Source organism: Allobosea sp. 2RAB26 (assembly GCF_052115465.1).
In the GTDB taxonomy this organism is placed as follows: domain Bacteria; phylum Pseudomonadota; class Alphaproteobacteria; order Rhizobiales; family Beijerinckiaceae; genus Allobosea.
This window is the reverse complement of sequence record NZ_JBFRGS010000004.1, coordinates 188,591-202,804: the sequence shown is the minus strand read 5'-3', so window position 1 is coordinate 202,804 and position 14,214 is coordinate 188,591. Positions and strand designations below refer to the sequence as shown.

Here is a 14,214-nt window from a genome sequence, read left to right as displayed (position 1 = left end):
GTCCAGCCGCCGCTCCGCGTCAGGATGTGCTGGCGGCTTGCGGCGAGATCTATGCGGCGTGGTCGATTGTTCAAGCTCACCTGCCATGCCTCGTCACTTGCCATGTCCAATCACCGGCCATGCCTAGACACTGCCCTCGGCTGCGGATCTCCGAGACAGGGTCAGTGTGGGCCGGGCGAGGTGATCGTCTTCCAGCAACTGCCGCATCTCCTCGGCAAGGGCAAAGAACCTGTCGCGGACTGCCCTGGCATGTGGATTGGCGCGCTCGATCGCCATGAAGACGTTCGGTGCATCATGCCGGACCATATCGGTCGCCTGCATCAGGAGATCGAAGCTGGCCGTCGTCATGCGGTGCGGCAGCGGCTCCATCCGTACCAGGATCTTGGCAATCAGATGCGTCAGGCCCTGAACCATGGCTGTTTCGCGGTCATGTGCGTCGGGCGTGGTCATGATCACCTTCAATCCGAGCACCTTGCGCAGGAAGGCGGCGACGCGCGGACCGCTGCGCCCGCGGACCGGGCACAGCGCAATCTTCAGTCCCTTGATGCCGTGACGTGCGCTTTGCGGACCAAACAGCGGGTGAGTGCCGAGAATGTCGACGTCTTCCGGCAGGTCGGCCTGCATGGCGCGCGCCGGGCCAATCTTGACCGAACCGACATCCAGCACCAGCGCACCCGCCCGCAGATGCGGCCGCAGGGCCGCAATCGCGGTCTGGATCCGATCGACCGGCACGGCGAGGATCACCACATCGCAGGCGCCGACTGCCTTCACATCCGATGGAACGAGGCCCTTGCCCGCTCTGTCGGCATCGGGCGGCCGCTCGGGATCGCAGACGAAGAGCGGAAAATGTGGCTGGAGGTGACGAGCCATGAGTCGGCCGAACGCGCCAAAGCCCATGATGCCGATAGACGAGACGGTTTTGCGGGAGGAGTGCATCGCGTTTTTCCTAATGGAGGCCGCGATGCCGGGTGACTGCGTGAATTCAACCGCCAGCGCGGCGGTTGAACATGGGAATGCCACCGCCTTATGAGGACGGAGCGTAATAGTTCCGCGCGAGGAGGCAGGACATTGTCATGGCGCGCTTAAACCGCGGGCCGGTCGGCCTGTCAACTCAGAGCCTGGGGGAATAGTCGGTCAGCACCATCAGGCGATCCTCGATGGCGCCGACGAGGTCGCCATGCTCGATCGCGGAGACGCGTTTGATCTCGGTCCATTCGGGATCGGCCATGAAGCTCGCCCAGCGCGCTGCCTTGGTCTCGGCGTCGGGCCAGGCAAGGATATAGGCGAATTCCGTTCGCGTTGCGCTCCGGGTTTCCCACATCCCCACGATCTCGAAGCCGCGGCGCGCCATGATGCGCGCCGCGTGGTCGCGGAAGCGCGCATGGAAAGCCGCTTTGTTGCGTTCGAAGATCTCGTAGATGCGCAACTGGTGGAGCATCGCGTCGCCTCAGGCTGCGGCCTTGGCCTTTTCGGTTTCCATCAGCTCCACGAAGCGGGCGAAGAGATAATGGCTGTCCTGCGGCCCGGGCGAGGCTTCGGGATGGTGCTGGACGCTGAAGGCCGGCCGATCGTCGAGGGCGATGCCGCAGTTCGAGCCGTCGAAGAGCGAGACGTGCGTCTCCTTCGCATTGGCCGGGAGCGTCGTGGGGTCGACCGCAAAGCCGTGGTTCATCGAGACGATCTCGACCTTGCCGGTGGTCTTGTCCTGTACCGGGTGGTTGGCGCCGTGGTGCCCCTGCTTCATCTTCATGGTTTGCCCGCCAATGGCGAGAGCGAGCATCTGGTGGCCGAGGCAGATGCCGAAAGTCGGAATCTTCCGGTCGAGAAGTTCGCGAATGACCGGCACGGCATATTCGCCGGTCGCGGCGGGGTCGCCAGGGCCGTTGGAGAGGAAAACACCGTCGGGGCTCAGCGCCAGGATGTCGGCGGCGCTGGTTGTCGAAGGCACTACGGTCACCTCGCAGCCGGCCTTTGCGAGCAGGCGCAGGATGTTGCGCTTCACGCCATAATCGATTGCGACGACCCTGTGTGCCGCGCTCTCGCGCTTGCCGTATCCGGCGGGCCATTGCCACGGCGTCTCGCTCCAGTCGTAACGCTGGGCGGCGGTGACTAGCGGCACAAGATCGAGGCCGGCCATGTCGGGCAGGGCGGCGGCCTGCTGCTTGAGACGGGGAAGATCGAAGATGCCGTCGGGATTATGGGCGAGGATCGCGTTCGGCATGCCGTTGTCGCGGATCAAGGCGGTCAGGGCGCGTGTATCGACGCCGGCGATGCCGACGATGTTGCGAGCCTTCAGCCAGGCGTCGAGATGCCGCGTGGCGCGCCAGTTCGAGGGTTCGGTGATGTCGGCATGGATCACGATGCCGCGCACGCCTGAGGACGCCGCGGCGTTCACCGTCTCGGTGTCCTCGTCGTTGACGCCGACATTGCCGATATGGGGGAAGGTGAAGGTAATGATCTGCCCGGCATAGGACGGGTCGGTCAGGATTTCCTGATAACCGGTCATCGCCGTGTTGAAACAGACCTCGCCCGGCGCTTCAGCGACGGCGCCGAGGCCGAAGCCTTCCAGCACGGTGCCGTCGGCCAGCACGAGGAGAGCGGTCGCGCGCGGTTCTGTCCAGCCGCCGGTGGCGGGGTTTCCTTCGGGAGCGGTCATGTCTATGTCTCGTCCAGGCCGCGACGAGGCGGCAATGTGTGGGGCGGGGCAGCGGCTTCGCGCTCCGCCGATCTGGAACGCGAGCCTTAAAGACGCCGGTCCACGTCGTCAATCGAGGCCTGCGCCGGCCTGATACAAGAAAAGGGAATGACGAACATGACGAGCCTGCGTGAGCGCTTCACCAGCGAGCTGAAAGAAGCGATGAAGGCCGGCGAGAAGGGCAAGGTCGGCGCGATCCGCCTGATCCAGGCCGCCTTGAAGGACAAGGACATCGAGGCGCGCGGCGCCGGCAAGGGCGAGGCCTCTCCCGACGAAATCCTCGCTCTGCTGCAGAAGATGATCAAGCAGCGCCAGGAATCGATCGCGATCTACGACGCCAATGGCCGTCCGGAGCTTGCTGCCGGCGAACGTGCCGAGGTCGACGTCATCTCCGCCTATCTGCCGAAGCAGATGGATGAGGACGAGGTGAAGGCGGCGATTGCGGCTGCAGTGACCGAGAGCGGCGCGGCCTCGGTCAAGGACATGGGCAAGGTCATTGCGATCCTGCGCGCGAATTACGCGGGCCAGATGGACTTCGCCAAGGCGAGCGGTCTGGTGAAGGCTGCGCTCGGCGGTTGATCGCAAGCGAGTGCCGGGGGCGCCGGTGCTGTGGATAGAGCCGATAAGCCGGTCCGCTTGCGGATCGGCGATTGGCTTCCTGTGCGCCAGGCCCCACATAGGAAGCCATGAAGTTCCCCCCATCCGTCCTTGAGGAGATCAAGGCGCGGCTGCCGGTTTCGGCGGTCGTGGGCAAACGCGTGCGCCTCGCCAAGGCCGGGCGGGAATGGAAGGGGCTTTCGCCCTTCAATGCCGAGAAGACACCGTCCTTCTTCGTCAATGACCAGAAGGGCTCCTTCTTCGATTTCTCCTCCGGCAAGAACGGCGACATCTTCAAGTTCGTGATGGAGACCGAAGGGCTCTCCTTCCCTGAAGCGGTCGAGAAGCTGGCCTCCCAGGCCGGCGTGATCCTGCCGACCGTGACGCATGAGGCGCAGGTCCAGGAGGAGAGGCGCAAGGGGCTCCACGAGGTCGTGGAGCTTGCGGCGTGCTTCTTCGAAGCCGAGTTGGCCGCCGAGCGTGGCGTCGCGGCGCGGCGCTATCTTTCGGGCCGCGGCCTCGACGGAGAGCCGAGGAGGCAGTTTCGCATCGGCTACGCGCCGCCAGATCGCTTCGCGCTGCGCGACCATCTGGCGGGCAAGGGGGTCGATGCCGCCTTGATGATGGAGGCCGGGCTGCTGATCCATGGCGATGAGATCGCCGTGCCCTATGATCGCTTCCGCGACCGGATCATGTTCCCGATCCACGATGCGCGCGGGCGGGTGATCGCCTTCGGCGGCCGGGCGATGAGTGCCGAGGTTTCCGCCAAATATCTGAATTCGCCGGAGACGCCGCTCTTCCACAAGGGCCGGCTGCTGTTCAACCACCACAATGCCCGCAAGGCTGCTCATGATGTCGGGCAGGTCATCGTGGTCGAAGGCTATGTCGACGTCATCGCCATGACGATGGCGGGCTTCCCGCAGGTCGTTGCCCCACTTGGCACGGCGCTGACCGAGGACCAGATCGGGCTGCTCTGGCGCATGGCCGACGAGCCTGTGATCTGCCTGGACGGCGACAAGGCCGGGCGCAAGGCCGCGAGCCGGGCGATCGATATCGGCTTGCCGCTGCTCGAGCCCGGGAAGTCGCTCGCCTTCGCCCTGTTGCCGGACGGGCAGGATCCGGACGATCTGGCACGCTCCGGCGGCAAGGTCGCGATCGCCGAGGTGCTCAAGGCGGCGCGGCCGCTGGTCGACATGCTCTGGAACCGCGAGGTCGAAGCCGGGTCGCTCGATACGCCCGAGCGCCGGGCGGCCTTCGAACGTCGGCTGAAGGAGGCGCTCGGACATATCCGCGACGAGGTGACGCGGCGCCATTATCGCATCGAGATGGAAGAGCGGCTGTCTCAACTCTTCACCAGTGCTGCTCCTGCCCGCGCCGAAAGGAATTTCGGTGGAGGCGGGCAGCAACGGGGGCGGGGCGGCGCCGGCAATCGCGGGCAGGGCGGTGGTGGCGGCGGTGCGAACCGCCAGGCCGTGCCGCTGAGGGCAAGCTCGCAGCTTTCGCGCTCGCGCATCGTGTCGCAAGGGCGCGGTGAGGATAAGCGCGAGGCCTTTATCCTGCTGGCGTTGGCGAGCCATTCCGGATTGATCCTGCGTTGCGCCGATGAATTGTCGGAGCTTTCGCTCGACGGCATGGCGGCCGAGCGTTTCAGGCAGGTTCTGCTCGATGCCGCCTTCGGCGACGGGCTGGATCAGGATGCCCTGGCGAATCGGCTCGACCAGCCGAGGGTCCAGGAAGCCAGGGCTGCGCTGATGGCCGTCACAGGTCCGGCCGAGCGGCTGAAACTCGCCCAAGCGGCTGATCCAGAATCAGTTTTTGAATCGATTCGTCAGGCAATCGTCTTGCATCATCGGGCGCGAACGTTACATAGCGAGTTGAAGGCAGCCGAGCGCGCACTGGCTGACGAAGCGACTGAAGCAAATTTCGCCTGGATCAAAGACGTCAAGGCCCGGCTCGAGAACCTCGAGGGCACCGAGGCCATGGCAGGTGATTGATCGGAACATAGCTTTCGCTGTCGTCGTCACTGTCGCACGGGGCATGGGTGGTTCACGATTCCTAAGGAGGATCGGGTCCATCTGGTCGAGATGATTTGGGTGGGGTGAGCGCGCCGGACCAGCGGCCGCGCCGCCCTTTTATGCGTCGACATGGGGCACTTCGCGCCCCCTGCCACGCGAGAGTGCGGAGCGCTGATTGATGGCGACTAAAGCGAGCGAACGGGAAAAGACCGATCAGGTCGCACCGGAAGCCCCCCCGACCACTGATGGGCCGCTGCTGGATCTGACGGATCAGGCCGTACGCCGGATGATCAAGCTCGCCAAGAAGCGCGGCTATGTCACCTATGACGAACTGAACGAAGTCCTGCCTTCCGAGGAATTCTCCTCGGAGCAGATCGAGGACGTGCTTGGCCAGCTCAGCGAGCAGGGCATCAACGTCGTCGACAACGAAGATCCCGAGGCCGCCGGCGAGGAACGCGCCCAGCGCGGCAAGGACGGTGGCGGCGACGACGAGGAAGGCGAGGGCGATCTCGTCGAGACCTCCCGTTCGGCGCTGCCGGTCGAGGTCAAGCGCAATCTCGAGCCGACCGAGCGCACGGACGATCCGGTCCGCATGTATCTGCGCGAGATGGGCTCGGTCGAGCTCCTGTCGCGCGAAGGTGAAATCGCGATCGCCAAGCGCATCGAGGCTGGCCGCGAGGCGATGATCGCCGGGCTCTGCGAAAGCCCGCTGACCTTCCAGGCCATCATCATCTGGCGGGACGAACTCGTCGACGGCAAGGTTCTGCTGCGCGACATCATCGATCTCGAAGCCACTTATGCCGGTCCCGACGGCAAGAATCCGGTGCAGTTGCCGGGTGAAGAGGGCGAAGAAGGCGAAGGCCAGCCGGCAGGCGGCCCCCCGGCCTTCGGTGGCGAGGGGGGCGAACCGCCGCCCGAGATGGATGACGACGACATCGAGAACAACGTTTCACTTTCGGCAATGGAAGCCGAGCTGAAGCCGCGCGTGCTCGAGACCTTCGATTCGATCGCCGACAACTACAAGAAGCTGCGGCGCCTGCAGGACCAGGATATCGCCAACCGGCTGGAGAACACCAAGCTCTCGCCGTCGCAGGATCGCAAGTACAAGAAGCTCAAGGACGACATCATCACCGCGGTGAAGTCGCTCTCGCTCAACAACAACCGCATCGAAGCGCTTGTCGAGCAGCTCTACGACATCAATAAGCGCCTGATCTCGCATGAGACGCGCCTGCTCCGCCTGGCCGAAACCTATGGCGTCGCGCGCGACGATTTCCTCAAGCAGCATGTCGGCGGCGAGCTCGACCCCAAATGGGTCCTGCGCGTCTCCAAGCTCGGTTCGCGCGGCTGGCGCGAATTCGTCGGGTCCGAGAAGGACCGGATCAAGGAGCTGCGCGAGGACATCCACACGCTTGCCTCCGAGACCGGCCTGGAGATCCAGGAATTCCGCAAGATCGTGCTGATGGTCCAGAAGGGCGAGCGCGAAGCCCGGCAGGCGAAGAAGGAGATGATCGAGGCCAATCTGCGTCTCGTGATCTCGATCGCCAAGAAATACACGAATCGCGGCCTGCAATTCCTCGACCTGATCCAGGAGGGGAATATCGGCCTGATGAAGGCGGTCGACAAGTTCGAGTATCGTCGCGGCTACAAGTTCTCGACCTACGCGACCTGGTGGATCCGGCAGGCGATCACCCGCTCGATCGCCGATCAGGCCCGCACCATCCGCATCCCGGTGCACATGATCGAGACGATCAACAAGATCGTCCGGACCTCGCGCCAGATGCTGCACGAGATCGGCCGCGAGCCGACGCCTGAGGAACTGGCCGAGAAGCTCGCCATGCCGCTCGAAAAGGTGCGCAAGGTGCTGAAGATCGCCAAGGAGCCGATCTCGCTGGAAACGCCGATCGGCGACGAGGAAGATTCGCATCTCGGCGACTTCATCGAAGACAAGAACGCGATCCTGCCGATCGATGCGGCGATCCAGTCAAACCTGCGCGAGACGACGACGCGGGTGCTGGCCTCGCTCACCCCGCGCGAGGAGCGTGTGCTGCGCATGCGCTTCGGCATCGGCATGAACACCGACCACACTCTCGAAGAGGTCGGCCAGCAGTTCTCGGTGACGCGCGAGCGTATCCGTCAGATCGAAGCCAAGGCGCTGCGCAAGCTCAAGCACCCGAGCCGGTCGCGGAAGCTGCGCAGCTTCCTCGACAACTGAACTCAGCACTCGGGATCAGCGAAGGGCGGCGCGAGCCGCCCTTTGCTTTTGAGGGGGACCTTCAGCCTTGGCTGGGCGTGGCGACGACAAGTGCCACGAGGCGTCGTACGAGGGGCAGCACGACAAGCAGAGTCGGGAAAGCGACCAGCCAGGACAGGCCCCAGGAGGCGGGCCAGGTCTTTAGCGCGGTCATGGAAGGACCGAGTGCCTTCAATGTCGAGATGCCTGAGACGATGAAGGTCATTACGATCGACAGGATGAAGGGCATGACGATGCCGGCATATCGTGCCGGCAGCTTGCGGCGCGGGCGTGAGACGTCAGTCGGAGACATGGAGAACGAGCTCTCAGGACAGGCGGTGTCGCTTGGGGAGGCGCTTTCGGCATCCATCGGCGCAACGCCGCGGTGGATGCGTTGTCTGACGTGAGACGCTTACGACCACTCCCTGGAGCGATGCGGCCTTCTAACCGCTGCCTGGCCTCCTGCCAAGCACCACATTCCCCTTCCGATTCAGCGGCCGGCGAAGATGTCGGGCCTTGGCAGCGGCTCCCATGAGTTGCCTGCCGAAATCAGGCAGCTCATGCCTTCGGGCGTGGTCGCAAAAACGGTCCAACTGCCGGCCGGGCCCGTAAAGAGCTCAAGCATATAGCCGCCCTCGGCGAGGCCGTTGCCGACAAGGTGTTCGCCGTAAATGTCGCGCAGATGTCCGACGACTTCGCTTCGCGCTGCGCAAGGCGGCCCTCGCGGCGCCTGTGCTTGCGCAGTACCCGCGTAACTCAGTGTGGCGAGTGCGAGCAGCAGGGACAACAGCGTCCTGATCCGTCTCATGGCCACCTCCCTATTCAGAGGCGCCGCGAGAGATGAACCTGGCGTCAAGGGGCACGACGGTCGCCCTGAACCCTTAAAACGTGGGATCCGGGTTGCCTGCTTTCAAGAAACGCCGAAAGTCGATGGGGGGATCACTGAACGGTGAGGTCAAGGTCCGGCCCTTCACCATGCGGTGGTCAGGTCCTGCCGGTGAGCTTGAGGAGCAGCCGATAACTCTCGGCCGCGCCCGCGTTGCCGGCGCCTGTGTCGATCTGCTGGAAGCCGATGAAGGCTGCGTATTCGAGACGAGCGAGAGCGAGCGCATTCTTGTCATCGAAGCGTCCGGAAGCCCGGTGCAGTCCGGCGAGATAGGCGATGCGTTCGCGGTCCACCTCGGTGCAAACGCGCATCACAGCGGTGTCGTTGGCGGCAAGCCGGCGCATGCCTTGCTCGACGCGGCTGTCGAGGCGCAGAGCCATCTGGTCGAGGAGGGAGAGCCTCGCGTCGGGCTGTTCGCCGGTATCGGCGGCTTCGACGAGCCGGCGGGTGTAAGCCTCGCGCCAATGCCCCGCGAGTGCGCTGAGATAGGCCTCGCTCGTCACGAAATGCGCGTAGAATGAGCCCTTGGTCTTGCCGCCGCGTCCGCAGAGCGCTTCGATCGTCACGCCGGCAGGGCCGGCTTCCGCAAGCGCCTCGAGGCCGAGGTCGAGCCAATCCTTCCGCGAGAAACGGCGGGCGGCCGCCTTCACCACCACAACCCCAGTGCGCCGCAGGCGGCCATGGGAATGAACAGGGCCCATTGCGGGAAATGAGTGGGCCTCAGCCGGAAGCGCCGGATCATGGCCAGGCTCCAGAGGGCGAAGAGTCCAGCGCACCCTGTCGCAAATGCCCCAAGGTCGCGGCTGCCTGCGTGCCAGGCAACGAGGCCGAAAGCGAGCGCGAGCCCCGCCAGCACGATCGTGACCAGGTGCCAGCAATAGTAATTGGTGAATTTGGGCACCTTGCCCAACCCGCCGGAGGCTAGGAGCGGCTGGGCAACTTCGCGCCCACCGAGCCAGACATGGATCACGCAGGTCAAGACTGCGATCGCTGCAGCGCCCAGGAACCAACCATTCATCCGAGTGCACTCGATGTTCGTTTAATACCATACAGTATGGTATTAAACGTCATGTGTGGCAAGGAGGCAAGGGGACGCGTGCGATGGCGAGTTGTACAATCGCTGAGGAGCGCCCGCGTCGCTCAATATATGTGAAGATGCACGAGGCTGGCTCCCTCTCGGGCTGTTTCTGCCCTATAGAGATCGAGATCGCGATGGAGGCCCCATGTCATTCCTGAAATCCCTGTTCGGCCTTGGTGAGAAGGCCGAGAAACCGGCCCCTGGACCGCTCAAGACCTTGGAGCACAGAGGCTTCACGATTCACGCCACGCCTTACCAGGAGGGCGGGCAGTATCAGCTTTGCGGCGTCATCGAGAAGGATGTCGGTGGTGACCTGAAGACGCATCGCTTCGTGCGGGCGGATCGTTTCCCTGGTGTGGCGGAGGCCGCCGACTTTACCTTGCTGAAGGGGCAGCAGCTCATCGATGAGCAGGGTGAAGCCATTTTCAAATAGAATTTCCACTGTCCCGAGGATTATTGCTCCTTACTTTGCGACATTCTTGCTTTTTATCTAACTTTTTTCTTATGGCATTCGTATAGATTTGAGATTATGTGATGTAATCCGCCGTAATAGACTCTCAAATTTGGATATTTTGGTCTATTTAGTTCTGTATGTCAGGTTTTCTCCATCCCAATTGATCGGGGGCTTAATATTTTATTGGCATCTCCGTGCTGTCATCGCTCAGTGACCACAGAATGAGGCGACACGGAATTCTCGATGCATCGAGCAGCTGCCGACCCAGAACCTCTTGATCACGCCTCGCAAACGCAGCGGGCGCCGTGATATCCGGGCTTGCGACTTTCGCCGGGAGCGACGTGGATCTCGCGCCCCTTGTTGCTGTAATGCCGCTGCTAGGCTCTCGCGCTGCAGATAACGCCTGGCTTGCGAGCGTCCTCGATCAGCTTCCCGCTGCTGTTTATGTCACGGATGCCGATGGGCGCCTGACCTACTTCAATCGCGCTGCTGCCGAGTTTGCCGGCCGCGAACCGCGCATTGGCGCGGATTCCTGGTGCATCTCCCACCGCTTGCTGACCAAGGACGGTGAGCATCTGCCGCATGACCAGTGCCCGATGGCGATTGCGCTGCGCGAGGGCCGGCCCATCCGGGGCGTCGAGGCGCAGGCCGAGCGGCCGGATGGGAGCTGCATCCCTTTCATGCCATTTCCGACGCCGCTCTTCGATGCCAGCGGCAGGCTCGTCGGTGGCTTCAATCTGCTGGTCGACATCAGCGAGCGAAAGTATGCCGAGAAGAAGATCGCCCATCTATCCCGCAACGACGCCCTGACGGGGCTCCCGAACCGTTTCGCCCTTCGCTCGTATCTGGCCGAGCGCATGGAACGCGCGAAGCATGAAGGCGAGAGCTTCCTTGTGATGCGGATCGATCCCGACCGCTTCAAGTGTTTCAACGAGGAGTATGGCCAGGTAACTGGGGACAGCCTCCTGATCGAACTCGCCAGGCGTCTGGGATCGATCGAGGGCAGCTTCGCGGCGCGAATCGGCAGCGACGAATTCGTCCTGGTGTCGCGACACTCCCCGGGTGGAGAGCATGGCCTCTTGCAGGCCGAACAGGTGCGCTTTGCCCTGGAAGCGGATTTCATCAACGGAACGGCCCGTCACGCGGTGAGCGTCAGCATGGGCTGCGCCCGCTTCCCCGAGGACAGCGACAGCGAAACCGGATTGCTCGACGCCGCCAATGCGGCCTTGCGTCTCGCCAAGACCGAAGGGCGCAGCCGCGTCCGGATGTTTGACTTTGCCGAGCAGGAGCGCGAGCGCGAACGTCTCGACCTGCGCGCTCATCTGCGCCAGGCCATCGAGACCGGGGCGATCCTGTTGCATTATCAGCCGCAGTTCCGGGCGGATGGCAGCGTCGTCGGGTTCGAGGCATTGGCACGCTGGCGCCATCCTTCACGTGGCGTCGTCTCACCCTCGTTGTTCATCCCAGCAGCGGAAGAGGGCGGCCTTATCGCCGCGCTTGGGGCTCACGTCCTTCGCGCCGCCTGCCGCGAAGCGGTGCGCTGGAAAGAGCCCCTCAGGATCTCCGTCAACATCTCGCCGCTCGAATTCGCGGCTGACGCGCTGCCCGGCCTCGTGGAGGAGGTGCTGAGGGAGACCGGCCTCGATCCGGAGCGGCTGGAACTCGAGATCACCGAAGGGGTGATGGTCACCGATGCCGACCGCGCCATGGCAACCCTGTCGCGCCTGCGCGCACTTGGGGTGCGGATCGCGCTCGATGATTTCGGCACCGGCTATTCGTCGCTGTCGTATCTTCATCGCTTTCCTCTGACGACGCTGAAGATCGACCGCAGCTTCGTCGCAACGCTCGGCGTCACGCTCGAAGCCGTTGCGATCACCCGCGCCATCATCCAGCTTGGGCATGCCCTGGGCATCGAGGTGGTGGCGGAAGGCGTCGAAACACCCGAACAGCTCGACTTCCTGATCTGCGAGGGTTGCGACTCAACGCAGGGTTATCTGCTCGGCCGGCCACTGGATGCCGCGGCCTATGCCCCGTTGACTGGCGGCGCCTGAGCGGCATCGCCTGCTTATCCGGGGGCGGCTATCGCCGTACGGCCCGCTGTTCGTGCGTGCCGGCCGCCTGCCGCAGTTCCGCAAACAAGGCTTCTCCGGACCAGTGCGGGCGCGTGGTGCTCCTCTCGGCCGCCTGCACCAATGCATGCAGCCGCTCGTTCACTGGCGCGCGTGTTCCATGCTGCTCGCCCAGGCGCAGCACCTCGCCGTTGATCCAGTCGATCTCGGTCGGGCGGCCAGCTGCAAGATCATCCGCCATCGAGGAGCGCGCGACCGGGGCGATCGTCAGCATCTTGCTCGCCAGCCTTGCAAATACCCAGTCAGGCGCATCGAGCAGCCGCGGAAGCCAGCTGGCAATGGCGTCAGCCGGGCCGGACGAATGCCTGAGCGTTCCAGCAGGGCGAGGGCCTCCGCTTGGGCCAGCGCAAGGCAGCGCCGGTAGGCGCGTCGCGACAGTTCTTCCTTCAGCGGGACGTTGGCGAGTGCGTTGATCGCGTTGTTGAGATTGAACAGCAGTTTTGCCCATTGAACCGGCACGATGTCCGGGTACTGGCTGAGCGGCAGCCCGGCGGCTGTGAAGGCTGCGAGATAGGGATCAAGCTCCGCATGCGCCTTGACCGCAAGCGCGCCTTGCGACGCCTGATGGAAGGTGCCTGGCCCCGACATCACCACATTGAACGGGACGATGCCCTCCAGCACAGTTCGGCCTGGCAAGGCGTTACGCAGACGGTCGGCATGGCCCAGGCCGTTCTGGAAGCTGATGACGATGGTCTTGGGGCAGAGAATCGTTGCGAGTTCGGCAGCGGCAGCACGTGTCGAAGCCGACTTCACGGTCACCAGTACCAGTCCAGCTGCCTTTGGAGCCCCGGCATCGGTCGAGAAGTCGATGGTCGATGGCGGGAGCTGCCAGCGTCCACCCTGGTAATGCGACAGTGCAAGGCCATGCCGGCGAATCTCGGAGGCGACGCGCTCACGCCCGACGAAGCTGATATCGGCGCCAGCCGCGAGCAGCCGCCCGCCGATATAACAGCCGACCGAACCGGCGCCGTATATGCAGATCCCCGCCATGGGCCCAACGCCTCCGTCCGCAGCAAGCCGGACGCCCGCGCGTTTCGCTCCTATTTCTCCGGGAGGAGGAAGGTCAGCGTGGCACGAACGCCCCAGCGCGGCCCTTCGGTAGGTCTGACCGCATAGTACTGGAAGCCTAGTCCGGCGCTCATCGCCTGATTGCCGAGCTTGAACACCTGGCCGACGCCGACATTGATCGGAACCGTCCATTGCCGGGCGATCCAGTCGTAACTTGCTTCCGTATTGAGGGAGAGGCTGAGGCCCCGGCCGAGGCTGTAAGAAAGGAAGGGCTGCAGGAACGTCGCGCTGACATCCTTGCGTCCTTCGGGGCCGGCATAGGACCAGATATGATTGGCCAGCCCGCCGACCGTCCATGCTCCGTCCTGAACCAGCATCAGGGCGGTCGGCCCCGCTCCCCATTTGCCCGAGCCGAAGCGGTCACTTGTTGCCGTCGGCCACATGAAGGCCGGCCCGATACCCCAGACGAAGCCGTTCTTCGGGTTCTTCGGCGTGAAGAAGAAGCTCTGGGTGGTGTCGCCGAGGCCCACACCATCGGCCGGGCCGTAACTTTCACGGTGTATGACGGGCAGGATTGTCCTGACGATCAGGTTCCAGTCCTGGTTCAGCGACACAGGGATGACCGGCTGGATGTTGCTGGTCGACGAAAAGCCATCCCGATCAGGCCCGCCACGGAACTGGAAATTGCTTTGGATCGGTACGCTGATCATGCTCGCGACCGGGTTCTGCAGCTGTTTCGAGAGCTCCTCGGCATCCTGCGCGCTTGCAGTGGCGATCGCGATCGGCGCGCTCGCTGCCATCAGGGCGAGCAAAAGTCCCCGGTTCATTGTCAGTTCTCCGGGGTAGGCCAGGCCAGCGAATCGGAAAGTGGGCGTGGCTATCCTAGAGACGCTGCGGCAACCCCTGCCAAGCCTGCGCGTTTGCCCGATCGTTTCCGTGCACCGGAATTGCGCGCCGCCGATGCTATTCGGCATCTGATCTTTGGGCATGAGCAGACGAGGGGCGACTGCCGGTGCGCCGGTTGGCTCTCCTGGCAAGGGATGTCCTCGCGACGAATACCGAGGCAGCGTGGCCGATGACGCTTTCCCTTCGCGCTGCGGCGCTCTAGCCTCTGCCCCCGGG

The 14,214-nt window shown here is 63.9% G+C and carries 15 protein-coding genes; 5 read left to right on the top strand and 10 right to left on the bottom strand.

All coding sequences use genetic code 11. The features are described from left to right. Positions 1–123: 123 nt before the first annotated feature. The 3 genes from AB4118_RS08960 to carA form a co-directional block, all read right to left on the bottom strand. The gene (locus tag AB4118_RS08960; protein WP_441489396.1) at positions 124–936 is read right to left on the bottom strand and encodes a prephenate dehydrogenase/arogenate dehydrogenase family protein; all 813 of its coding nucleotides are present in this window, start codon (positions 934–936) and stop codon (positions 124–126) included. Between the two features lie 175 nt (positions 937–1,111). After that, positions 1,112–1,438 (bottom strand): NIPSNAP family protein, encoded by a 327-nt coding sequence (locus AB4118_RS08955; protein WP_441489395.1) that lies wholly within the window; start codon positions 1,436–1,438, stop codon positions 1,112–1,114. A gap of 9 nt (positions 1,439–1,447) precedes the next feature. Further along, entirely contained in the window at positions 1,448–2,656 is a 1,209-nt protein-coding gene (gene carA, locus AB4118_RS08950) for a glutamine-hydrolyzing carbamoyl-phosphate synthase small subunit (protein WP_441489394.1), read from the bottom strand. 156 nt (positions 2,657–2,812) lie between these two features. On the opposite strand from carA, the gene AB4118_RS08945 reads away from it, so the two are divergent. From AB4118_RS08945 to rpoD, 3 genes are all read left to right on the top strand, one after another. Continuing rightward, positions 2,813–3,274, top strand: a complete 462-nt coding sequence (locus AB4118_RS08945; RefSeq protein ID WP_441489393.1) for a GatB/YqeY domain-containing protein — start codon at positions 2,813–2,815, stop codon at positions 3,272–3,274. 107 nt (positions 3,275–3,381) lie between these two features. Beyond that, the gene (gene dnaG, locus AB4118_RS08940) at positions 3,382–5,286 is read left to right on the top strand and encodes a DNA primase (RefSeq protein ID WP_441489392.1); all 1,905 of its coding nucleotides are present in this window, start codon (positions 3,382–3,384) and stop codon (positions 5,284–5,286) included. A gap of 199 nt (positions 5,287–5,485) precedes the next feature. After that, positions 5,486–7,519, top strand: coding sequence for an RNA polymerase sigma factor RpoD (gene rpoD, locus AB4118_RS08935; RefSeq protein WP_441489391.1), 2,034 nt, complete (start codon positions 5,486–5,488; stop codon positions 7,517–7,519). Positions 7,520–7,580: 61 nt separating this feature from the next. Here rpoD and AB4118_RS08930 read toward each other — a convergent pair whose 3' ends face one another. From AB4118_RS08930 to AB4118_RS08915, 4 genes are all read right to left on the bottom strand, one after another. Continuing rightward, entirely contained in the window at positions 7,581–7,850 is a 270-nt protein-coding gene (locus AB4118_RS08930; protein WP_441489390.1) for a DUF2798 domain-containing protein, read from the bottom strand. 177 nt (positions 7,851–8,027) lie between these two features. Beyond that, positions 8,028–8,345 carry a hypothetical protein gene (locus AB4118_RS08925; protein WP_441489389.1) on the bottom strand — a complete coding sequence of 106 codons (318 nt, stop codon included), beginning with the start codon at positions 8,343–8,345 and terminating at the stop codon, positions 8,028–8,030. Positions 8,346–8,521: 176 nt separating this feature from the next. Then, a complete protein-coding gene (locus AB4118_RS08920) occupies positions 8,522–9,073 on the bottom strand; it encodes a TetR/AcrR family transcriptional regulator (protein WP_441489388.1) in 552 nt (183 codons plus the stop codon). After that, the gene (locus AB4118_RS08915; protein WP_441489387.1) at positions 9,070–9,441 is read right to left on the bottom strand and encodes a hypothetical protein; all 372 of its coding nucleotides are present in this window, start codon (positions 9,439–9,441) and stop codon (positions 9,070–9,072) included. Before AB4118_RS08915 ends, AB4118_RS08920 begins: the two co-directional genes overlap by 4 nt. 205 nt (positions 9,442–9,646) lie before the next feature. On the opposite strand from AB4118_RS08915, the gene AB4118_RS08910 reads away from it, so the two are divergent. After that, a complete protein-coding gene (locus tag AB4118_RS08910) occupies positions 9,647–9,934 on the top strand; it encodes an HlyU family transcriptional regulator (protein ID WP_069879743.1) in 288 nt (95 codons plus the stop codon). Positions 9,935–10,296: 362 nt separating this feature from the next. Next, entirely contained in the window at positions 10,297–12,006 is a 1,710-nt protein-coding gene (locus AB4118_RS08905) for a putative bifunctional diguanylate cyclase/phosphodiesterase (RefSeq protein WP_441489386.1), read from the top strand. A gap of 28 nt (positions 12,007–12,034) precedes the next feature. On the opposite strand, the gene AB4118_RS08900 is transcribed toward AB4118_RS08905, so the two are convergent. Genes AB4118_RS08900 through AB4118_RS08890 form a run of 3 tightly spaced genes read right to left on the bottom strand, consistent with a single transcriptional unit; the run spans position 12,035 to position 13,919 of the window. After that, the gene (locus AB4118_RS08900; protein ID WP_441489385.1) at positions 12,035–12,298 is read right to left on the bottom strand and encodes a ketopantoate reductase C-terminal domain-containing protein; all 264 of its coding nucleotides are present in this window, start codon (positions 12,296–12,298) and stop codon (positions 12,035–12,037) included. Beyond that, positions 12,292–13,074 carry a 2-dehydropantoate 2-reductase gene (locus tag AB4118_RS08895; RefSeq protein ID WP_441489384.1) on the bottom strand — a complete coding sequence of 261 codons (783 nt, stop codon included), beginning with the start codon at positions 13,072–13,074 and terminating at the stop codon, positions 12,292–12,294. Before AB4118_RS08895 ends, AB4118_RS08900 begins: the two co-directional genes overlap by 7 nt. Positions 13,075–13,124: 50 nt before the next feature. After that, positions 13,125–13,919: a hypothetical protein gene (locus AB4118_RS08890; protein WP_441489383.1), complete on the bottom strand. Its 795-nt coding sequence runs from the start codon at positions 13,917–13,919 to the stop codon at positions 13,125–13,127. Positions 13,920–14,214: the final 295 nt, after the last annotated feature.

Excerpts from the sequence above, each read along its gene's own strand:
- AB4118_RS08960 (WP_441489396.1), bottom strand. The coding sequence starts at position 936 with ATGCACTCCTCCCGCAAAACCGTCTCGTCTATCGGCATCATGGGCTTT.
- AB4118_RS08955 (WP_441489395.1), bottom strand. The coding sequence starts at position 1,438 with ATGCTCCACCAGTTGCGCATCTACGAGATCTTCGAACGCAACAAAGCG.
- carA (WP_441489394.1), bottom strand. The coding sequence starts at position 2,656 with ATGACCGCTCCCGAAGGAAACCCCGCCACCGGCGGCTGGACAGAACCG.
- AB4118_RS08945 (WP_441489393.1), top strand. The coding sequence starts at position 2,813 with ATGACGAGCCTGCGTGAGCGCTTCACCAGCGAGCTGAAAGAAGCGATG.
- dnaG (WP_441489392.1), top strand. The coding sequence starts at position 3,382 with ATGAAGTTCCCCCCATCCGTCCTTGAGGAGATCAAGGCGCGGCTGCCG.
- rpoD (WP_441489391.1), top strand. The coding sequence starts at position 5,486 with ATGGCGACTAAAGCGAGCGAACGGGAAAAGACCGATCAGGTCGCACCG.
- AB4118_RS08930 (WP_441489390.1), bottom strand. The coding sequence starts at position 7,850 with ATGTCTCCGACTGACGTCTCACGCCCGCGCCGCAAGCTGCCGGCACGA.
- AB4118_RS08925 (WP_441489389.1), bottom strand. The coding sequence starts at position 8,345 with ATGAGACGGATCAGGACGCTGTTGTCCCTGCTGCTCGCACTCGCCACA.
- AB4118_RS08915 (WP_441489387.1), bottom strand. The coding sequence starts at position 9,441 with ATGAATGGTTGGTTCCTGGGCGCTGCAGCGATCGCAGTCTTGACCTGC.
- AB4118_RS08910 (WP_069879743.1), top strand. The coding sequence starts at position 9,647 with ATGTCATTCCTGAAATCCCTGTTCGGCCTTGGTGAGAAGGCCGAGAAA.
- AB4118_RS08900 (WP_441489385.1), bottom strand. The coding sequence starts at position 12,298 with ATGCTGACGATCGCCCCGGTCGCGCGCTCCTCGATGGCGGATGATCTT.
- AB4118_RS08895 (WP_441489384.1), bottom strand. The coding sequence starts at position 13,074 with ATGGCGGGGATCTGCATATACGGCGCCGGTTCGGTCGGCTGTTATATC.
- AB4118_RS08890 (WP_441489383.1), bottom strand. The coding sequence starts at position 13,919 with ATGAACCGGGGACTTTTGCTCGCCCTGATGGCAGCGAGCGCGCCGATC.